An 18528-nucleotide genomic window follows, 5' to 3' on the forward strand; every position below is an offset into this window, starting at 1 on the left:
GGCAGAATCGAGCCCGACGGGCGCAGTCCGCCGCCGGGAGCACCGCCCCCGGCCCCCCAGACCCCGCAGGGACGATGAGCACGTACCGCGACTTCACACACCGCGGCTCCGCCCGCGCCACCGTCCTGCGGACCGTGGGCACCCGGGAGCGGCGCTCGCACCTCACGGCGCCGCGGGTACCCACCGTCGGCATCGACATCGGCGGTACGAAGGTGATGGCCGGCGTCGTCGACGCCGACGGCAACATCCTGGAGCAGCTGCGCACCGAGACGCCGGACAAGTCCAAGAGCCCCAAGGTCGTCGAGGACACCATCGTCGAGCTGGTCCTGGACCTCTCCGACCGGCACGATGTGCACGCCGTCGGCATCGGGGCGGCCGGATGGGTGGACGCGGACCGCTCCAAGGTGCTCTTCGCCCCGCACCTCGCCTGGCGCGACGAACCACTGCGCGACGCCCTCGCCTCCCGCCTCGTCGTCCCCGTCATGGTCGACAACGACGCCAACACCGCCGCCTGGGCGGAGTGGCGCTTCGGAGCGGGCCGCGGCGAGGACCACCTCGTCATGATCACGCTCGGTACCGGCATCGGCGGTGCGATCCTGGAGGACGGTCAGGTCAAGCGCGGCAAGTACGGTGTCGCCGGTGAGTTCGGCCACATGCAGGTGGTGCCCGGCGGGCACCGCTGCCCCTGTGGGAACCGCGGCTGCTGGGAGCAGTACAGCTCCGGCAACGCCCTGGTCCGCGAGGCCAAGGAGCTGGCCGCGGCCGACTCCCCGGTGGCGCACGGCATCATCGAGCGGGTCAAGGGGAACATCCCCGACATCACCGGGCCCCTCATCACCGAACTGGCCCGCGAGGGCGATGCGATGTGCGTCGAACTCCTCCAGGACATCGGCCAGTGGCTCGGCGTCGGCATCGCCAATCTGGCCGCCGCGCTCGACCCCTCCTGCTTCGTCATCGGGGGCGGCGTCAGCGCCGCCGACGACCTGCTGATCGGCCCCGCCAGGGATGCCTTCAAGCGCCACCTCACCGGCCGTGGCTACCGCCCCGAGGCCCGGATCGCAAAGGCGCAGCTCGGCCCGGAGGCAGGTATGGTCGGCGCCGCCGACCTGGCCAGGCTGGTGGCCCGCAGATTCCGCCGTACCAACCGTCGCCGCGTCGAGCGGTACGAGCGGTACGCGCAGATCTACGACCAGGCCGCGAGCACCATCCGTAACACGCGCAACACTCGCACCTCCTAGGGATCTCCACAGACATGACTGCAGTCGAGCACCCCGTCCTGCCGCGCCAGTCCTCGCCGCCCGACGACGACAAGCCGCCGCAGGACCGGCGCAGGGTGATCCGCCGCCGCCTGATCACGGCGACGATCATCGTGCTGCTCATCGGCATTCCGGCCGGCTATCTGCTGATCTCCGCGGGGCAGAGCCGCCGCTCCGGCCAGAACAAGGAGGCCGAGGCCTCCGTACAAGGGCTCAGGGAGGGCTGGCCGTCCCGGGTGCAGCGCCGGATCTTCGAGCTGCCGATGCCCGGCAACGCTCTGGACGTGCAGTACTACGAGACCAACAACTGGAAGGCCAGCCGGCTGTACGTGGAGTTCCGTACCACGTCCGCCGGGCTCGACCGGTTCCTGAGCCGGCTGGGCAGCGGCCGCGCCGCTCTGGAGACCGGCAAGGTCAGCATCGGCGACCGCGACCAGAAGATCTCGGGCTGGAGCTTCGGCCCCGGCGTCGAGTGGGCGGGCACCACGCACACCAACAAGGACCCGCGGCCCACCCAGGACATCACCGTCGACATGTCCGACCCGATGAACCCTGTCGTATATGTCGTATCTGCGGCGGCCCCCTGACCGGAATCCAGCAGACCGCACAGCAGGGGCAGCCGATACCTGCCGCCTGCCCGATAATCGATCGCAGGCTGAACGGCCGACTCAGGGGGCAAACCGTGCAGGAGCGACTCGCGGTGGTATCGGGCGGCGGGACCGGGATCGGCAAGGCGATCGCGGGGCGACTGGCGGCAGACGGCCACCGCGTGGTTGTCCTGGGACGGCGGACCGAAACGCTGGAGCAGGCCCGCAGGGAGATCGACCAGTCGGTCGGGAAGCCCAGGGTCGTCCCGATATCCGCCGACCTGACCGACGCCGGGCAGGTCGCCGAGGCGGCGACGGTGATCGCCGAGCTGGGGCCGGTGGACGTCCTGGTCAACAATGCCGGGGCCGTGATCACTGCCCCCACAGATGACTCCCTGTCCGCGCTCGCCGAGGCCTGGCGCCGGGACCTTGACACCAATCTGCTGACGGCGGTTCTGCTCACCACCGTTCTGCAGGGCAGTCTGCGTCGCCCCGGCGGGCGGCTGATCATGATCAGCTCCGCCGCCGCCCAGCGCGGCGGCGTCGGCTCTCACTCCGCGGGCTCGTACGCCGCCGCGAAGGCCGCGCTGCACGGCTGGGCCTTCGGTCTGGCCCGCCAACTGGGCCCCGACGGGATCACGGTGAACGTACTCGCCCCTGGATACGTGGCCGACACCGAAATCTTCGGCGACCGCTGGAGCGAAGAGTTCCACGCCCAGAAAGTGGCCGACACGCTGGTCGGCCGCGGCGGCACACCCGCTGACGTGGCCGCGGCAGTCGCCTACATAGCCTCCCCCGCCGCCGGCTACCTCACCGGTCAGGTGATCGGCCTCAACGGTGGAGCAGTCCTGGGCCGCTAGCGGTGGGAATCGCCAGGCAGGTGATTGCCGCGGTCAAGCCCCTTGGACCGGTGCGTCTGCGGCTGGAGGGGAGTGCGGGAGAGACAACCCCTTGTACGGCTTCCGGCCTCATCGAAGTGCTTTTCGTCGCAGGCAGGAGCGATCTGTACCGGCGCCGGGAACGGATACGCGAAGACTGCGTGCAGGCCGACGCCACCCCTCGGATGAGGCCGACACCGCAAACCCCTCCCGTTCGGCCGCCCCGGCCCCTCGGGCGTCGCTGAGCACCGAGTGGCCGGGTGAAGCGTTCGCCGGCCAATCAGAGGTTGTGGGCGCGCTTCCGTGATGGCTACGCCGAACTCCGGCCGTCCGGGGCGTCGTTGGCGCACCACGGAGGCGTGATCGTGGCGCCCGTCTTGATCGTGTCGCGCGTGACATCTGCTACAGCGGTGCGAGCTCGCGGAATCGGCATCTTGCGGGCGTGGCCGCACCGTCAATCTTGTCAAGAATCGTGACTATCAACTAACGTGACTACTGGCCGGTTCGGGTTCGGACCGGCAACCAACCCGTGAGGGAGCGCAGCCATGAGTCAGACCAGTGAGGCCCGTCAGGTCAGCCGTTTTACCGAGCAGTTGACCCCCGAGAATGCGGCACTACTGCTGGTGGATCACCAGGTCGGCCTGTTCGCGGCGGTGCGCGACTACAGCGTCGGGGAGCTGAAGCACAATGTGGTCGGCTTGACCAGGGCGGCCAAGGTGCTGGGTGTGCCGATCGTGGCAACCACGACTGCGGCCGACTCCCTGTGGGGTCCGATGGTCCCGGAGCTGGCCGAGGTCCTGCCATCCGGTCTGGAGGTCATCGACCGCAGCACGGTCAACGCCTGGAACGATCCGCGGGTACGGGAGGCGGTCGCGGCCACGGGCCGCAAGAAGCTGATCGTCGCGGGGATCTCCATCGAGGTGTGCCTTGCGCTTCCCGCCCTGTCGGCCACGGCGGACGGCTATGACGTCTACGGCGTCATCGATGCCTCGGGGACCTTCAACGACACCAAGCGCACGACCGGCATCTTGCGCATGCAGCAGGCCGGTGTGATCGTCACCGACTACTCCTCGGTGGCGGTGGAAATGCTCGCCGACAACGCCCATCCCCTCGCCGGTGACGTGTACGCGGCGCTCGACATGGATTTCGGTGTTCTCAACGGCCAGCTCCGCCAGTTCTACGGCAAGCAGGGGTGACTCCGCCGAGCCTGGCTGACGTCGCCGCCGCTGACGCCGCGAGGGGGCGGCGGGTATCCGCAACCTGCCGACGAGAGCCGTCTCCAAGTCGTGGACCCCGGGTGGGCGGCCGCCGTCCGGGGTGATCACAGCCCACGAATCAGTCATCAGTCCCGACAGTCGGATGTCTTGATTGTTTTGGAGCGGATGAGTATGTCGGAGTCGAAGGTTCCGCGCTGGAAGATGGCCGTGCCGGCCTCCGCCGCGGTGTATCCGGTCTCGCCGGCAGCCGAGTCGGTGCTGCTGCCGCGACTGGGCGGGCCGCCGATGGCGGTCCGCGACGCGGTGACCGCCCTGGCGTTCAGTACCGCCATGACCTGTCTGACGCTGCCGGCCCTGACCGGGGTGCTGCACGGCTGGCCGACGGCGGAGCGGGGGAACGCGTGATGACCGCACGCCTGGACTTCGGTTTCTCTCTCGTGCCCACCACGGATTTGGGGCTGCATCGCGAGCTGGTCGATGTCGCCGAGCAGGGCGGCCTGGATCTGGTCGGGGTGCAGGACCACCCGTATGTACCGGCCCTGGTCGACACGTTCAGCCTGATCGGGGCCCTGGTGGGGCAGACGGAGCGGCTGCGGTTCTTCCCGGACGTGGCCGGCCTGCCGCTGCGTCCCCCGGCCATGCTCGCCAAGGCCGCCTCGACCAGGACACCCCCACCTTCTGCCCGGCCTGCCCATCCCCGGCGTCGCCGACACCACCGAGATCGCCCTCGACATCGTCCTCCTCCTCTACCAACCCACCACCGACTGACCAACGCCGGACAGCAACGACACCACAGCGGCAGGCCCGCCCACCGATACGTATAGTCAAAGATCCTGACTACATTCGAAGCGGAGGCGCGACGCACGTGGGAACTGCAGGGAAGACGGACGACTTGGGCATGCTGACCGGGCAGCTGATGCGCGCCATCCAGGACGAACTCTTCGAGACCCTGGCCGAGCAGGGCCATCCCCACGTGCGCCCGCGCCACGGTTCGATCCTGGCCTTCCTCACCCCCGACGGGACGAGGGCGACCGACCTGGCCACGCGCTCCGGGCAGCACAAACAGATAGTCGGCACGATCGTCGATGAACTGGTCGCGCTGGGTTACGTCAGCCGCGAACCCGACCCCACCGACCGCCGGGCCAAACTCATCGTCCCCACCCAGCACGGACTCGACGAGATCGACAAGGCTCGGGCCATCCTCGCCGGCATGGAGAACCGCCACCGCCGAACTATCGGCCGCGACCGCTACACCGCCCTCAAGGGCGCCCTTGAACAAGTCTCCCGCAACCAGCGGGCCTGGCGCCAAGAGCGCAACACGCAGTCGTGAGCAGCCCCCGCCAACGGGTGACGCCCCAACCGCACCTCAGCCAACCGAACACCATGAAGCAAGAGCACTGAAGACCGAGACCTGGGGCCGGCCGACAGGACCGTAGCCAACCGCCGCCAGGCGGCTGTGGACCCGAGGCGCAGCCCGGTCGCACTACGGCCGACTGGGCCTGGACAATGTATTCGCGTGTTGAGGGCATGGCGGAACTGACCGGCGAGCAGTTCATGAACCTGGCCGACGGCACATTCGACACCTCTGACGACGGCCGCCCCCACGCCGCGTGCCCACGCTGCAACATCAGCGGTTCCGTCACCAGCGGCCCCACCCCCGGCGCCCTCGCCTTCACCGACTGCGGCCACACCTGCGCCATGCCCGGCCACGGCCACCAGCCACCGCCACCCGCGGTCAGTCGTCAGGCGACGTTGGTGTCCCGCTCCATTGCCAAGAGGCGGTTCTTCAGCGGGTAGAGGCCGAGCCGGCAGGAAACGCGCCGAGCAGCGCGGCGGCGGATTCCTCGGCCAGATCCTCGGCAAATGCGGGGAGGGGAGTTCCGGCCCGCAGGTGGCGGCGTACCAGCGCGAGGGGCAGGTCGACCAGGGCGAGAGCGACACACTCGGTGGCCTGGGGGCCCTCGGCCCCCAGAGCCACAGCGACGGAGGCGAGGGCGGTGCGCACGCGCTGGTTGCCGCAGTCCGCACGGTGGAGGTGTTCCTCGGACCAGTTGGAGCGCCCGAAGCCCTCAGCGCCGTAGAGGAGCAGAGCGGCTTCCTCGGGGTGGGCGCGGCTCCAGGCGACCACGTGGCGGGCCGCCGCGGGCCCCGCCCGCCGCGCGTCGACATCCGCTTCGAGGATCTCGAAGTAGCCCTCCTGGAAGCTCTCGACCGTCCGCAACCATACTTCGGCGAGCAGAGCCGTCCGCCCGGCGAACCGGTGGTAGACCGAACCGCTCGGGGCTCCCACCTCCTTGGCTACCGCGGACATGGTCACCCCGGCCGGGCCCAGCGCGGCGGCCCGTCGCACGGCAGCGTCGAGGAGCTGGTTCATATCGAAGCGCGGTGGTCTTGCCATGTAGTAGAGAGTATCCTCCACAATATTAGAGACAACCCTCTATAACGGTCTCGGGGAGGACGCATGGGCGTCTACAACGTTCACGAACGCCTACTGGTCAGGAAGGAGAGCGAGGTGGGAACGCTGATCGACACCCTCGCCGGCACCGATGACAAACTGTGGGCGCGAGAGCAATGGCCCCCCATGGAGTTCGACCGCCCCTTGGCGGCCGGAGCGGTCGGCGGGCACGGCCCCATCCGCTACACCGTCACCGCCTACGTCCCCTCCACCTGGGTGCGCCTCACCTTCAGCGGGCCACGCGGATTCCACGGATTCCACGAATACACCGTCCTGGCCGTCGACGAGGAGCACACACTGCTGCGCCACACCCTGGCCATGAACGCTCGCGGCCCGGCCCGGCTGACCTGGCCACTCATCTGGCGGCCACTCCACGACGCATGCCTGGAGGACAGCCTGGACCGCGCAGAACTCGTCTGCACCGGAACGGTGGCACGACCGGCCCACTGGGGTCGATACGTGCGACTGCTGCGTAACCTCGCACGCTGACTGCCGAGCGCGGAACGTGACACGCTCGGATGCGGAGGTGGGCTGGCAGTACACCGGCACGTCGGGGAGGACCGGCAATTGCCGGACCGGGGTGTTCGCCGCCTACGCCACCGAGCGTGGCGGAGCCCTGGTCGACCGGGAGCTCTTCCTGCCCGTTCCAGCACGCCCTCGGCAAGCCGGGCGTCAACTTCCCCCTCCCACTGGTGCTGTTCCTGTTCGTCGTGGCACTGGGCACCGACTACAACATCCTGATCGCCGACCGGATCCGGGAGGAGATGCAGCGACCGGGCCCGGCCCGCGCCGTCGTGGCCCGCGCGGTACGGCACACGGCACCGGCCATCGCGACGGCCGGGCTGGTGCCGGCCGGCTCCTTCGTCACGCTCGCCACGACCCCGGGAAGCGAACAGGTCGCCTTCGCGATGGCGCTCGGCATCATGCTCTCCGCGCTCGTCCTTTCCGCTGGTGCTGGTCCCCCTTTGCCGCACTCCTCGGCCGGACCATCTGCTTGCCGGTCCGCTCGCGGCCCACAGCGGGTGGCCACCCACAGCACCGTGCGACCGCACCTGCCCCGGAACCCGACCAGGTCACGGCGTACTGAGGCTTGGACCGGAGTGCCTCAGGGGTGCATGAGCCCGGTGACAGCGGCGCGCACCCGGTCGTCCGGGCTCCTCGGGTGGAGCGCTTCGGTCCGGTGGACCGGACGGGGCGCGGCGACCCGCACCGCGGCCGTGTCCGGCAACTCGTCGGCCACCGGAAGGGAGAGCATGGCGAGCCCGTGACCGCCCGCGACCAGGGCTGCATGGGCCGTGAGCAGCGCCAGCCATGAGAGCGGCTTTCGTCGCAGGTTGTGGCGTCGGCCACGCGTGCGTGTGACAAGACCGCCGTCTCGCACGAGACGGCGGTCTGTCCAGTCGTACGCGGGCCCGGTCCGTCAAGGTGTCACGGCTTGCGGGCGAGACCGCCGTGCTCGCCGATGGGTTCCGGGGTGGGGGAAGTGAGGTCCGGGCGCCAGAACGGGACCGACACGACCCCGGGGTCCAAGAGTTCCAGACCGTCGAAGAACGCCGCGATTTCGTCGACGGGGCGCAGGAAGTACGGTACGGCGCCGGTCTCGTTGTACGCGTCCTGGGCCTGTTCGTAGTCGGCGTCGGTACCCCGTGAACCATCGTTGATGGCGAGGTAGCTGCCGGACGGCAGTCCGTCCATCAGGCGGGTGACGGTGTCGCGCGCATGGTCGTAGTCGGCGACGTGGCCCAGGATGTTGCTGAGAATCAGGGCGGTGGGGCGGGTGAGGTCCAGCGTCTCGGCGGCGGCCGCCAGGATGCGATCGGGGTCGGACAGGTTGGCGTCGACGTAGGCGGTCGCACCCTCGGGGGTGGAGGTGAGCAGGGCGCGGGCGTGCGCGAGGACCAACGGGTCGTGGTCGACGTAGACGATCCTGGTTTCGGGGGCGAGCCGCTGGGCGACCTCATGGGTGTTGTTCACGGTCGGCAGGCCGGTTCCGACGTCCAGGAACTGCCGGATGCCCTTCTCGGTGACCAGGTACGTGAGGGTACGGCGCAGGAATGCACGGCTGCTGCGGGCGATGGTGACGATGCCGGGGAAGACGGCGCTGTATGCGTCGCCGGCTTCCTCGTCAACGGGGTAGTTGTCTTTCCCACCGAGCCAGTAGTTCCAGATCCGGGCCGAGTGCGGCACCGACGTATCGATCTTCTGATGCACCGCCGGTCCGGGCGGCGTGGCGTGGTCGGTCATGGGTACCGTCCGTCTTTCAACCGAAGCGTGAACTGTCAACGCACAACCTACGTCCCAACGACCTGGATGCGTACATCAGTTCATGTCTCCGGTGGGTTCGATCAGCGCTGATTCCCCGAACAGGTCTCCGCCCGGTCGGTATGAGAGCCCACACTGGAATGGAACGGCAGGTCGCTGACGTAGTGTTCGCCGGCCGTGAGCGGCGGTGGCTGCGCCGCCACGACCTGTTCCCCAGTCGCCGAACCGGGTTTGCCGCTGCCGGTTCCGTGGGTGTTGTGCGGGGTCGAGCGGCGCTGGAAGGCGGCCTGACGGTATTCCTCCATCCGGCCCTTTTTGATGAGTTCGTACAGGGGCTCGGCCATGCCGGAGAATGCCTCGATGCGTACGGACCCCATACGGAAGACATGGTCCGTGCCGACGAATTTCGTGCCGCCGACCTCGATGTCTGCGTCGTCAACGCTTGACGTGGCGGCGAAGGTGGGCACGTCGTAGTGCTGTCGTCCCTGGCGTGTGGTGAGGTATTTGGCGGTTTGTGGTCCTCCGCCGGCCAAAGCGGTCAGGTTGGCAGCCCCGGTACGGGCTAGGAGAACCAGCCGAGGTCGCCCTCGGCTACTTGGAAGCCGTCGACAGTCCGTGCCTGTTTCCCGTCGCGGGCGGGAATGTGAATGGCGTTGGGCTAGGGGATGCCGGGCTTGTCTCTGATCTCGGCGTCGGCGTTTCCCGGAGTGCCCGGTGTGCGGAGGGGCAGAAGGGCTTCGCCAGGCGTTTGCAGGGCATTGACCACGATTCCGCCCTGCCCCATGAGTTCAGTGGACAGCATCAGGCACGGCGTCGTGTTCCACGGGCCGATGTGCATGCCTTCGGTCAGCTCGGCGCCCTTTGCAAGTTGCTGGACGGTGGTGCTGCGGGTCCTCCCGCCCCGCTTGCTCGGCTTCTGGTGGTTCCCGCGGCAGGCTACGAGTGTGATTTTCGACGGCTCGCCGGGCTTCCACGCTTCGATGAGGTAGTCGGGGCGGGGCCGTGAGCTCTTGTTCCGTTGTGAGACGTTCAGGGGCCAGCCGGCTCGCAGGACGGTACTGGTGTCCAGGATCGAGGTGACGTGGTCCGTGTATCTCTGTTGCACTATGTGTTCTGCCGCAGCGAGTCCGAAGCCGACGGCCAATTCCCGGGCCTGCATGGCCTTGTACCAGCGCTCGGGAGTGCGGCCCTTGTCAGTGAGATCCATGGCACCGGCGCGATTATTGCCCAGCGCTTCGCAGAACTTCAGGCTCAGCCAGTGTTCCGCGAGCCCGCGCCCCATTCCCTGGCCGGCCAGTACGTAGCCACGCGCCACGGCGTGCAGTATCTGCCACGGTGTCAGTTCGATCGTCTGACTGCACTCGGCCCGTCTGGGTGTTGTACCGGTGAGCGTCGGGGATCTGTGCGAGGGCGTCGTCCAGCACCGCGATGTGATCGGCGGCGGTGTTGGCTCCGGAGTTGCCGGGCCTCAGTCGGCCAGACATGGCCTCGCCGGTGTTGGCGAGGAAGCACAGCAGTGGATGGAAGCCGAAGCCGCCTTTGTAGGTGGGTGCGGCCTGTTCCTTTTCCGAGCGGGAGGTGATCAGCGTGGCGTCGAGGTCCAGGACCAGGCCGGGAAGTTCTCGGCCGCCGGCCTGGACGGCGGGTATGCCCTGGCCGGTCTCGGCGGCCTGCATCCAGGCGACTTTCCGGGCCGTGGCGCGGGCCGCTCGCACCGAAGCGAGTACTGCCCCGTCGGTGTCGGCGAGCAACCGCCAGGCGGTGGGCGTGGAGGCGACCGGTCCGAATACCTCGCCCTGGTCCCGCAGCACGGCCAGATCCGCTATCGCCTCACCGCCGTCGGTGAGCATCACCGCGAATTCGGTGGCGGTCCGGCCCGGATCGTGCCCGGTGCCACGCGGTCGCAGCGGCCTGAGCGCAGTGGAGTAGGCGGTGGTCAGACCGGTGGCATCGGCAAGATCCGCCAGCAAACGTGCGCCCGCGTGCCCGACCACCCCCGAACCGTCAGTGGAGACGTGGAGCTTGGGACGAGAACCGATACCCGGCACGCAGAAAGTGCCTTCCGCTTGGACCGACAGAACCCCTCGACAAGGTTTATCGTCCCAGCTCAGAAGGCACTTTCGTATTTCCTCCCCGCTTCCGGCCTCATCTCAACCGAAACGGCGAGGCTAGCACCTCGATTTCGACCGCATCACAACGACGGCTGATCCCGCAGCTCGCCGATCGCGATGTTGTCGCATGAGCTGGGTGCCGATGGCGAGAGAGCCCTCCCGAGGGCCACCTCATGGTGGCCCGCGCGAGATCCCGGCCGCCGTGCTCAGGCGTCGGTCCGGGTGAAGACCATGACGAAGTCGGTCATCGCCCGCACCCGGGGCACGGTGGGGTCGGGCAGGGCCAGCAGTCGCTCGCGGGCCTGGTCCACGATAGGCAGGTCGTCCTCGCCGAGCGACCAGGCGCCGGTGAACAGCCCGCCGGACAGCGACCGCCCCATGTCCTGCGGCGAAACGGTGAACGTCGCGGGCCGCTCGCCGGCCGGGCCCTCGTAGACCAAGCCCTGCGCCGCCGCGATCGGGGCGAGCACCTCCGGGCCGTCCTGCCGGGTCCCCGCGGGATCCAGGCGATCCTCCAACTCGTTCACGATGCGGCCGATGTCGTCCGTGGGGCGCATGCCCCGGGCCGGGATCACCAGGTAACGACCGCCAGGACGGAGCACCCTGGCGACCTCGCCAAAGACGGCCCCGCGGTCGGGGCCGGTGTGCAGCAGCCATGTGGACACCGCCTGCGTCACCGACGCTGTGCGCACGGGCAGCCGACAGGCGTCACCCACGGCCACGCGCCGCTCCAGCCGGGTCCTGGCCAGGGCGAGCATGCCCGGAGAGAGGTCGACGCCGCACACCGTATGGCCCCGGGCCGTCAACTCGGCGGCCACAATGCCGGTGCCGACGCCGATGTCGAGGACCAAGTGCGCCGGGTCCAGAAGCGGTGCCATCTGGTCGGCGAAACCGGCGGCGCGGGCGGTTCCGCCGCGCGACTGGTCGTATGTGGGGGCTATCTCATCGAACTCCGCTGTGCTGGAGGCCGGTGCCATGGCGACTTCCTCTCCGGTACGTCCGTTTCCGGCTGCACACGACGAACCCCAGCCGGGAGGGTTCAGCGGGTCGGCGCGGACCCGTGAGCGCCTACTTCTGCGGCGTGAAGGTCACTGGCAGCGTGGCCATCCCGCGCAGAATGCCCTCGCGGCGGGCCAGGGATTCGTCCGGAGCTGCCAGCGCCAGGTCGGGGAAGCGGCGCAGCAGGGAGCCGATGGCGATCCTGGCCTCGGTCCGGGCCAGTGGGGCACCCAGGCAGAAGTGCGCACCGTGGCCGAAGGCGAGCTGTTGAGGGACTTCCCGTCGGGCGACGTCGAGGATGTCGGGCCGGTCGTAACGGGCCGGGTCACGGTTGGCTGCGGCGAGTCCGACGATGATCATTTCGCCCGCCGGGATGGTGACGTCGGCGATCTCGAAGTCCTCGACGGTGAAGCGGGCGACGCCGCGGCTGACCGGACCCTCGTAGCGCATCAATTCCTCGATCGCGCCGGGGAGCAGTGCGGGGTCGTCCCGAAGGGCGGCGCACTGGTCGGGGTTGCGCAGCAGGGCGTGGACGCCGTTCGCGATCAGGCTGGCGGTCGTCTCGTGCCCGGCGAGGGTGAGCAGGATGGCCATGGAAAGCAGTTCGCGGTCGCTGATCCGTTCCTCGGCCTGAGCCGCGCACAGCGCGCTGAGCAGGTCGTCGCGCGGTTCCACCTTGCGCTTGGCGATCAACGGTGTGAAGAAATCGACGAGTTCGGCACGGGCGCGGGCGCCCATGGCGAGCCGCTCCGCGGTGTTCGGCGGCATAATCAGCCCGACCGCGAGTTTGGCGAAATCCGGTTGCCCCTCGGCCGGAATGCCGATGAGTTCGCTGAGTACGGCCATGGGCAGCGGCAGGGCGAACTCGGAGACCAGATCGGCGGATCCCCGCGGAGCGAACGCGTCGAGGAAGGCGTCGGTGTGTTCCTGGATGCGCGGCGTCAGTTCGTCCACGCGGCGCGCGGTGAAGGCCTTGGACACGAGGTTGCGCAAGCGGGTGTGGTCGTCGCCGTCGGCCACCAGCATGCTGGCCATCAGTACGTTGGTGCGCTCCTGGTGGGCCATCTCCTCGGCGAGGCCGTTGACCTTGACCGGGCTGTTGCTGAGCCTCGGGTCGGTGAGCGCCGACACCGCCTCGTCGTACCCGGTGATCATCCACACTTCAAGAGTGGGATTCAGCCGTACCCGCTGAACCACGCCATGTTCCCGGATTCGCTCGAAGAGCGGGTAAGGATCGGGCTGTTGGGCGACGTTCACCGGCACATCGTGGACGGTCGTCTGGCCCTGCTCGGACATCCGCAACTCCCCGAAGTCATATGAAAGTTCTGAGCCAGGTAGTCATACCATTCAGTGAAGTGGCGTGGTAGCGTCGCCGATGATCAGTTCGAAGATTTACCAGTGAAGGCGTGTCACCCACCGGTGATTTTGTCGCCTCGCACTGCTCTGCCGGAAGCATTTACGGCCTCAACCAGGCCTTCTGCACGGGGGGAGACGTTGTCGTGGATCAAGCGGCCGCCATCGATCCGATCCTGGATCTGGCCCGTCCGTCGATCTTGCGGAATCCGTACCCCGCTTATGCGGAGTTGCGTGCCAACACTCCCGTCTTCTGGCATGAACTGCTTGGCTCCTGGGTCTTGACCCGGCACGCCGATTGCCTTGCCGTACTCACCGACAGCGCACGATTCGCCTCCGACTGGCGTCGTGCGGGCGAGGACATTCCATCCCCGTTGCTGAGCGTCCAGACGCTCGACCCGCCCGAGCACACCGCGATTCGTCATCTGCTGCTCGACGGCTTCCGGGCCCAGGACCGGCAGGCGCTGCACGACTGGATGGAGGGACAGGTCCAAGGTTTGCTTGCCGAGCTCGCCGGGCGACCGTCCTTCGACTTCGTCGGGGAGCTGGCCGAACCGCTGGCGCTTCGGTTCATCACCGCCTTCCTTGGCGTACCGGCCCCCGACCAGGCATGGTTCGCGCCCATGTCCCGCACCGTCGTCGACGGGATGGACGCCGGGCTGTGGCCGGAGAAGCACGAGCCGGCGGTCGCCGCGCGGGCCGAACTCGCCGAGTACGCGGGCGGCTGGCTCGCCGATCCGCCCGAGGAGGGGCTCATCGCCTACGTGGCCCGGAACTCGGATGCCGCCGGCGTGGACCGGACAGTCCTGCGCAACAGCTTGCGCGCTGTTCTCCACGCGGGCTACGAATCCGCTTCCCGGCTGCTCGGCAACGCCGCCTCGGCTCTACTGACCTCCCCCGGGGCCCTGGCCGCCTTCCGCGCGGCGCCCCCGGCCACCGCCGTCGACGAGGTGATCCGGTACGACGCGCCCGTACAGGCGGACGCCCGTGTCTGCGTTACGGAGACCGAGCTGGCGGGCGTCGTCATCCGGGCCGGTGACCCGGTCACGCTGCTGCTCGGCGCGGCCAACCACGACCCGCTGCGCTTCCCCCACCCCACCGAGCTGCGACTGGACCGTGCCCCGAACCCGCACCTGGGGTTCGGGCGCGGTGCCCACGCCTGTCTGGGCGCGTCCATGGCGATCCGGCTGACCGGATCGCTCCTCGGGACCCTGGCCAGGGCCTATCCCGACGCACGGGCGGTCGCGGAACCAGAGTACCGGCGCAATCTGACCCTTCGCGGTCTCGACCGCTTCGAGGTCACTCTGCGCCCACGACAGCCGGGAAGGAGGAACTGACATGAAGTACTGGCACTGAACCTGAGAGAGCGCGGGGCCCGCCCGCACGGCGGGCACCGCGCCCAGCAGCGGGGCCGTGACCTGTCACCCACCCGTGCCTGCGGCGGTGCAAGCCGCATGCTGGGGCAGGCGGTCCTCGACGTCCCGATGGTCTGCCCGGTGTGTGAAGGCCGCTCACCGGCCCTGCGCACCCGGAGCAGCCGCAAATGATCGCAGCTTCCCAAGCTCAGTGTCCTTGACCGGCGATCTTGCGATACAGTGCGGCTTCGCGTGACGACTTGCCGCGTACCGCAAGCGCAAGGTCGTGGCCAAGTTCGAGGGCCACTACCACGGGTTCTCGGACCAGGGAATGGTCAGTTCGTGGTTCCGCTTCACCGGTCACAAGCATGCACCCGAGCCGATAGCGGGCACGCACGGCTCGAACACGGATGTCGTAGAGAACACGGTGGTGCTTCAGTACGGCGGCCTCGAACGGCTGCGTGAGCAGTACGACGCCCGCGCGAGCTGTTTCACGTACCTGGCGAACAAGGGCGTGCCGGACCATCTGCTCGCCCGTTGGGCCGGGCACACCGACATCCGCATGACGAAGCGCTGGTACGTGAAGCCGGATGTGGAGGATCTACGGCCGGCTGCGGATATGTGGGGAGAACTGGCGAGTGCCCCCGCCCCCGCTCACGAAGAGAATGTGAGATGTGGGAGCGTGAGGGGGTGAGTGAGAAGAACGTCGAAACCCTGCAATACCGCTTTGACGGGCCAGAAGAGGCCCCGGTCCTCGTCCTGGGGACCTTCCTCGGTGCTACATGGCACAGGTTGTAGATCGTGTCTTGTGCGGTACAGGGTGGTCCAGGTGACGCGCGTAAGTGCAGGTCAGGCCCCTGTGGTCCAGGAGTGTCTACGGTGTTGGTGAGAGCGATGTGAGAGATACGTACCCCCGTCGGCAGGTGCCGACGGGGGTTCTGCGTGTCGCGGCGGTCTTTCTGCGGGGCGATCGATGTGGCCTGTCGGGTCGGGGCGTCTACGTCCCTTCTGCTGGGGGCGGGCGTTGACGACGCTTCGGGTGCGTTCAGTGAGGTTGCCGTCTGCGGATGGGGAGGACGCTCAGGGCCATGACGGTGCCGTCGTCGTGGAAGGAGATCGGCCCGTTCCATCTGCCGGTTCCGTGGGTGTTGTGCAAGGCCGAGCGGCTCTGGAAGGCGGCCTGACGGGATTCCTCCACACGACCCCTCCCAGCATGACCAACCAGAAGATCATCCCACCCGGTCAGTCAACGTGACAGTGCCCTTCGGTCAGCTCGGCGCCCTTTGCCAGTTGCTGGACGATGGTGCTACGGGTCCGCCCTCCTCGTTTGCTCGGCCGCGGCCGACCCAACGTCCTGGCTGACCGGCTACCGCAGACTCAACCACCGCTACGAACGCCACCCCCGCAACTACCTCGCCGTCCTCGGACTCGCCGTCACCCTCTGCTGCTACAAACGACGACTCCTGCAACTCACAACATAGGACACCGTAGGAGAGGGAGAGGGCGCATCAGAGATCCGTAAGTGGCGTATGGAATACGTCAGCGCTGCTTCTCCTCCGTACGTGGGCCGACGCAAGATCTGTCTCGGCCTCGGAACCGGGGCCGAGTGAACACCCGGGCGCGGTGGAAACCGCTGCCGGGGAAAGGAGTGGTCATGCCGTATTCCCAGGCCGTAGAGCCGTTGAAGCGTGCGGAGATCTCCAAGCGTGCCGCGCTGAGTGTGGCGGCGCTCGCCGTTGCCGGAGGGGCGTTCTTCGTGCCGTCTGTCGGGGATGCCGCCGCGTCCCCGACCTCGGACCAGAAGATCGAGGCCGGGTGCGGGGATTGCTACCCCGACGTCATGTGATCGGCTGACCGACGCGCACGCGAGTGCGCGCAAGCGCGTCCGGGACCCGCCGGTGCTCACACCGGCGGGTCCGCTCAGAGAGGGACGGAACAATGGACTGGCTGGAACGGTGCGTACCGAACGTGGAGCAGCTCCTGGGTACGTATTGGCGGAAGGAACCGGTGCTTCTGCGGCCGCAGGACCCGCCGTTGGAGGTGCTGACACTCTCGGACGTGGACGCGCTCCTCGACGCGGGGCTGCTGCGCGTTCCGTATGTCGGCCTGTACACCGCACAGGGGAGCATCGCCGACGAGCGCTTCTGTCCGACGCGCGTCATCACCGGGAGCCCTGCCCAGGGGTACGTCGATGCGGCGGCGGTCCGGCAACTGATCGATGAGGAGCGTGCGACCCTGCAGTTCCGTTACGTCGACCAATGGCATCCCCCGGTGCGTGAACTCACGAGGGGCGTTGCCGAGCGGCTTGGCCGTCTTGTCGAGGCGTTCTTTTTCCTGAGTCGTCCCGGCCGCCGGGGTCCGGTGCATCGGGACGACGGGGACCTGCTGGCGATCCAGCTCAGCGGTGCCAAGCACTGGCAGGTGTACACGGGGCCGGCCGACGGCGACTGGGCGCCGGTCCGCGAGGAGAATCCGGGAGCGCCACTGCTGGACACGGTCCTTGAGGCCGGTGAAGTGTTGTATGTGCCGAGAGGTTTCGCGCACACCGCCGCGGCCGTGGGCGACTCCTCGTCGGCCCATCTGACAGTGGTGGTGAGGGAAGTCGGCGCGGAGCATCTGCGCACCGCTCTGCTGAAGGGGATCGTCGACGGCCTCGCTCTGCCGGGCCGTCCGCTGGACGATGACGCCCTGCTGCGCACCGCGGCCGACCTCCTGGACCATCTCAGCGCGCAGCTCGACGCAGTCACTCCGGATGATGTCATCGGCCGGGCACGACCGCGTGCGTACAGCAACCGTCAGACTGTCTGATCACGCCGACGGCATGGAACGTGGAGAGTCAACGATGGACCCGCTTGCACGATTTGTGGACGACGAGCAGGCATTTCATCACACCCTGTGGCGCCGCACACCCGCTGTACTGCATCCCCGCACACCCCCGATGGAGATGCTGACGGTCGCCGAGCTGGACAGAATCCTGGATGCAGGTCTCCTCACCACCCCTTACGCGACGCTTGTGCACGAGGACGGTCCTGTACCGGAGGAGCGTTACTGTTCCCCCCGTGTCGTCCTGGGCGGGATCGACAACCGCTACGTGGATGCCGGGGCGGTGCGCCGGCTGATCGGCGAGGAGGGAGCCACGCTCCTTCTGCGGTACGTCGACCAGTGGCACGCAGGCGTGCGGGAACTGGCCGATGGGCTTGCGGAGTGTTTTCAACGCCAGGTGGAGGCGTTCTTCTTTCTCACCCCGCCGGGGACGCAGGGCCGTCCTGTGCACCGCGACGACGCCGACGTGCTGGCCGTGCAGATGCACGGCTCGAAGCGGTGGCGTGTGTATCCGGGACCGCCCGACGGGAACTGGCAGCCCGAGCGCGTGGACGGCGACCCGGGGGATCCGCTGCTGGACGTGGTTCTGCGTCAGGGCGAAGTCCTCTACGTACCGAGGGGGTTCGCGCATGTGGCCGAAGCCACCGGGGGGAGCGCGTCCGCTCACCTCTCGTTCACGGTCCGCGAGGCCGGCTCCGCCCACTTGTACGCCGTTCTTGAGGCACTCCTGCTGGACGGCGACGGACTGCCCGCCCGGCCCAACGATGACGCAGCGCTGGCCGGGGCCGTGAACGACCTCATCGCGCATTTTCACCGCACGCTCGCCGGCCTCACGCCACAAGAGCTGGTACATCTGGCCCGGGGCGCGATGCGCCGCGAACAGCACACCACCGCGGGTTCTTTGAGCGCACTGCTGGGCTGACCCGGTGGTGAGGGGGAGGTGCGTGGGGAAGCGGAGGCGTTGGCCTGGACTCGGGTGCGCGGCCGGCTCATCCGACGTGGACACGGGGGCGGCGGGCCCGGTCGGGTTCTGCTTCGCGGAGGACCTCGCGAGTGACGTCGCGACTGTGCCCGGATCCGGTCATGGACGGCTCCCGGGACGTCGGGGGCCGGCCAGGAGGGGTACCGACTCGGGGCCGGGGTGCAGGCATCGGACCTGTGTTCTCCCATCGGCCGAGGCGATCATGCCTGGCTTCAGGGCCGCACGGAATGCGGTTCAGCTCAGTGCCCGG

Annotated in this window: 21 protein-coding genes and 3 pseudogenes; 17 read left to right on the forward strand and 7 right to left on the reverse strand. The window is 68.5% G+C overall.

Features of this window, described 5'->3' with window-relative positions; genetic code table 11:
- The first annotated feature begins 74 nt into the window (after positions 1–74).
- The 8 genes from ACIPEK_RS31895 to ACIPEK_RS31930 all read left to right on the forward strand — a co-directional run bounded on the left by ACIPEK_RS31895 (position 75) and on the right by ACIPEK_RS31930 (position 5735).
- Positions 75–1238, forward strand: coding sequence for an ROK family glucokinase (locus ACIPEK_RS31895; protein WP_072486134.1), 1164 nt, complete (start codon positions 75–77; stop codon positions 1236–1238).
- Positions 1239–1252: 14 nt separating this feature from the next.
- Complete coding sequence (locus ACIPEK_RS31900; RefSeq protein ID WP_402003192.1) at positions 1253–1843, forward strand: hypothetical protein; 591 nt, start codon at positions 1253–1255, stop codon at positions 1841–1843.
- A 95-nt stretch (positions 1844–1938) separates the two neighbouring features.
- Positions 1939–2703 carry an SDR family NAD(P)-dependent oxidoreductase gene (locus ACIPEK_RS31905; protein ID WP_402003194.1) on the forward strand — a complete coding sequence of 255 codons (765 nt, stop codon included), beginning with the start codon at positions 1939–1941 and terminating at the stop codon, positions 2701–2703.
- A 563-nt stretch (positions 2704–3266) separates the two neighbouring features.
- Positions 3267–3917: an isochorismatase family protein gene (locus ACIPEK_RS31910; RefSeq protein WP_402003197.1), complete on the forward strand. Its 651-nt coding sequence runs from the start codon at positions 3267–3269 to the stop codon at positions 3915–3917.
- Between the two features lie 192 nt (positions 3918–4109).
- Positions 4110–4343 (forward strand): hypothetical protein, encoded by a 234-nt coding sequence (locus ACIPEK_RS31915; RefSeq protein WP_402003200.1) that lies wholly within the window; start codon positions 4110–4112, stop codon positions 4341–4343.
- Entirely contained in the window at positions 4343–4762 is a 420-nt protein-coding gene (locus ACIPEK_RS31920) for an LLM class flavin-dependent oxidoreductase (protein ID WP_402003203.1), read from the forward strand. Before ACIPEK_RS31915 ends, ACIPEK_RS31920 begins: the two co-directional genes overlap by 1 nt.
- Before the next feature lie 41 nt (positions 4763–4803).
- Positions 4804–5268: a MarR family winged helix-turn-helix transcriptional regulator gene (locus ACIPEK_RS31925; protein WP_402003206.1), complete on the forward strand. Its 465-nt coding sequence runs from the start codon at positions 4804–4806 to the stop codon at positions 5266–5268.
- 197 nt (positions 5269–5465) lie between these two features.
- Positions 5466–5735 carry a hypothetical protein gene (locus tag ACIPEK_RS31930; RefSeq protein ID WP_402003208.1) on the forward strand — a complete coding sequence of 90 codons (270 nt, stop codon included), beginning with the start codon at positions 5466–5468 and terminating at the stop codon, positions 5733–5735.
- Here ACIPEK_RS31930 and ACIPEK_RS31935 read toward each other — a convergent pair.
- Positions 5725–6336, reverse strand: a complete 612-nt coding sequence (locus ACIPEK_RS31935) for a TetR family transcriptional regulator (RefSeq protein WP_402003211.1) — start codon at positions 6334–6336, stop codon at positions 5725–5727. The genes ACIPEK_RS31930 and ACIPEK_RS31935 overlap by 11 nt on opposite strands.
- Before the next feature lie 63 nt (positions 6337–6399).
- Between ACIPEK_RS31935 and ACIPEK_RS31940 the strand changes: the two genes are divergently transcribed.
- The 3 genes and pseudogenes from ACIPEK_RS31940 to ACIPEK_RS31950 all read left to right on the forward strand — a co-directional run bounded on the left by ACIPEK_RS31940 (position 6400) and on the right by ACIPEK_RS31950 (position 7661).
- Positions 6400–6882, forward strand: a complete 483-nt coding sequence (locus tag ACIPEK_RS31940) for an SRPBCC family protein (protein WP_402003214.1) — start codon at positions 6400–6402, stop codon at positions 6880–6882.
- A 19-nt stretch (positions 6883–6901) separates the two neighbouring features.
- Positions 6902–7036 (forward strand): annotated as a pseudogene (locus ACIPEK_RS31945) (transposase); the annotation flags it as partial.
- Positions 7037–7085: 49 nt separating this feature from the next.
- Positions 7086–7661 carry an MMPL family transporter gene (locus ACIPEK_RS31950; protein WP_402003303.1) on the forward strand — a complete coding sequence of 192 codons (576 nt, stop codon included), beginning with the start codon at positions 7086–7088 and terminating at the stop codon, positions 7659–7661.
- Between the two features lie 160 nt (positions 7662–7821).
- On the opposite strand, the gene ACIPEK_RS31955 is transcribed toward ACIPEK_RS31950, so the two are convergent.
- The 6 genes and pseudogenes from ACIPEK_RS31955 to ACIPEK_RS31980 all read right to left on the reverse strand — a co-directional run bounded on the left by ACIPEK_RS31955 (position 7822) and on the right by ACIPEK_RS31980 (position 13061).
- On the reverse strand, positions 7822–8637 hold the full coding sequence (locus tag ACIPEK_RS31955) for an SAM-dependent methyltransferase (RefSeq protein WP_402003217.1): 816 nt from the start codon (positions 8635–8637) through the stop codon (positions 7822–7824).
- Positions 8638–8738: 101 nt separating this feature from the next.
- Positions 8739–9122 (reverse strand): hypothetical protein, encoded by a 384-nt coding sequence (locus ACIPEK_RS31960; protein WP_402003220.1) that lies wholly within the window; start codon positions 9120–9122, stop codon positions 8739–8741.
- A gap of 191 nt (positions 9123–9313) precedes the next feature.
- Complete coding sequence (locus ACIPEK_RS31965) at positions 9314–9970, reverse strand: hypothetical protein (protein WP_402003223.1); 657 nt, start codon at positions 9968–9970, stop codon at positions 9314–9316.
- A 58-nt stretch (positions 9971–10028) separates the two neighbouring features.
- Positions 10029–10733: pseudogene (locus ACIPEK_RS31970) on the reverse strand (transposase); the annotation flags it as partial.
- A gap of 239 nt (positions 10734–10972) precedes the next feature.
- Entirely contained in the window at positions 10973–11743 is a 771-nt protein-coding gene (locus tag ACIPEK_RS31975) for a class I SAM-dependent methyltransferase (RefSeq protein ID WP_402003226.1), read from the reverse strand.
- A 91-nt stretch (positions 11744–11834) separates the two neighbouring features.
- On the reverse strand, positions 11835–13061 hold the full coding sequence (locus tag ACIPEK_RS31980; RefSeq protein ID WP_402003229.1) for a cytochrome P450: 1227 nt from the start codon (positions 13059–13061) through the stop codon (positions 11835–11837).
- A 203-nt stretch (positions 13062–13264) separates the two neighbouring features.
- On the opposite strand from ACIPEK_RS31980, the gene ACIPEK_RS31985 reads away from it, so the two are divergent.
- The 6 genes and pseudogenes from ACIPEK_RS31985 (at position 13265) to ACIPEK_RS32010 (ending at position 18218) form a co-directional block, all read left to right on the forward strand.
- Positions 13265–14455, forward strand: a complete 1191-nt coding sequence (locus ACIPEK_RS31985) for a cytochrome P450 (RefSeq protein WP_402003232.1) — start codon at positions 13265–13267, stop codon at positions 14453–14455.
- A 304-nt stretch (positions 14456–14759) separates the two neighbouring features.
- Positions 14760–15167: a hypothetical protein gene (locus ACIPEK_RS31990; RefSeq protein ID WP_402003235.1), complete on the forward strand. Its 408-nt coding sequence runs from the start codon at positions 14760–14762 to the stop codon at positions 15165–15167.
- 658 nt (positions 15168–15825) lie between these two features.
- Positions 15826–15954 (forward strand): annotated as a pseudogene (locus tag ACIPEK_RS31995) (IS5/IS1182 family transposase); the annotation flags it as partial.
- 173 nt (positions 15955–16127) lie between these two features.
- Positions 16128–16319, forward strand: coding sequence for a hypothetical protein (locus ACIPEK_RS32000; protein ID WP_402003238.1), 192 nt, complete (start codon positions 16128–16130; stop codon positions 16317–16319).
- Between the two features lie 92 nt (positions 16320–16411).
- The gene (locus ACIPEK_RS32005) at positions 16412–17281 is read left to right on the forward strand and encodes a JmjC domain-containing protein (protein WP_402003241.1); all 870 of its coding nucleotides are present in this window, start codon (positions 16412–16414) and stop codon (positions 17279–17281) included.
- 34 nt (positions 17282–17315) lie between these two features.
- Positions 17316–18218: a JmjC domain-containing protein gene (locus ACIPEK_RS32010; protein WP_402003244.1), complete on the forward strand. Its 903-nt coding sequence runs from the start codon at positions 17316–17318 to the stop codon at positions 18216–18218.
- The last annotated feature ends 310 nt before the right edge of the window (positions 18219–18528 follow it).

The organism is Streptomyces sp. NPDC088246 (assembly GCF_044741025.1).
In the GTDB taxonomy this organism is placed as follows: domain Bacteria; phylum Actinomycetota; class Actinomycetes; order Streptomycetales; family Streptomycetaceae; genus Streptomyces.

Coding starts and splice junctions, on each gene's coding strand:
- ACIPEK_RS31940 (WP_402003214.1), top strand. CDS start 6,400: ATGGGCGTCTACAACGTTCACGAACGCCTACTGGTCAGGAAGGAGAGC.
- ACIPEK_RS31980 (WP_402003229.1), bottom strand. CDS start 13,061: ATGTCCGAGCAGGGCCAGACGACCGTCCACGATGTGCCGGTGAACGTC.
- ACIPEK_RS31920 (WP_402003203.1), top strand. CDS start 4,343: ATGACCGCACGCCTGGACTTCGGTTTCTCTCTCGTGCCCACCACGGAT.
- ACIPEK_RS31955 (WP_402003217.1), bottom strand. CDS start 8,637: ATGACCGACCACGCCACGCCGCCCGGACCGGCGGTGCATCAGAAGATC.
- ACIPEK_RS32010 (WP_402003244.1), top strand. CDS start 17,316: ATGGACCCGCTTGCACGATTTGTGGACGACGAGCAGGCATTTCATCAC.
- ACIPEK_RS31900 (WP_402003192.1), top strand. CDS start 1,253: ATGACTGCAGTCGAGCACCCCGTCCTGCCGCGCCAGTCCTCGCCGCCC.
- ACIPEK_RS31975 (WP_402003226.1), bottom strand. CDS start 11,743: ATGGCACCGGCCTCCAGCACAGCGGAGTTCGATGAGATAGCCCCCACA.
- ACIPEK_RS31915 (WP_402003200.1), top strand. CDS start 4,110: ATGTCGGAGTCGAAGGTTCCGCGCTGGAAGATGGCCGTGCCGGCCTCC.
- ACIPEK_RS31930 (WP_402003208.1), top strand. CDS start 5,466: ATGGCGGAACTGACCGGCGAGCAGTTCATGAACCTGGCCGACGGCACA.
- ACIPEK_RS31910 (WP_402003197.1), top strand. CDS start 3,267: ATGAGTCAGACCAGTGAGGCCCGTCAGGTCAGCCGTTTTACCGAGCAG.
- ACIPEK_RS32000 (WP_402003238.1), top strand. CDS start 16,128: ATGCCGTATTCCCAGGCCGTAGAGCCGTTGAAGCGTGCGGAGATCTCC.
- ACIPEK_RS31935 (WP_402003211.1), bottom strand. CDS start 6,336: ATGGCAAGACCACCGCGCTTCGATATGAACCAGCTCCTCGACGCTGCC.
- ACIPEK_RS32005 (WP_402003241.1), top strand. CDS start 16,412: ATGGACTGGCTGGAACGGTGCGTACCGAACGTGGAGCAGCTCCTGGGT.
- ACIPEK_RS31895 (WP_072486134.1), top strand. CDS start 75: ATGAGCACGTACCGCGACTTCACACACCGCGGCTCCGCCCGCGCCACC.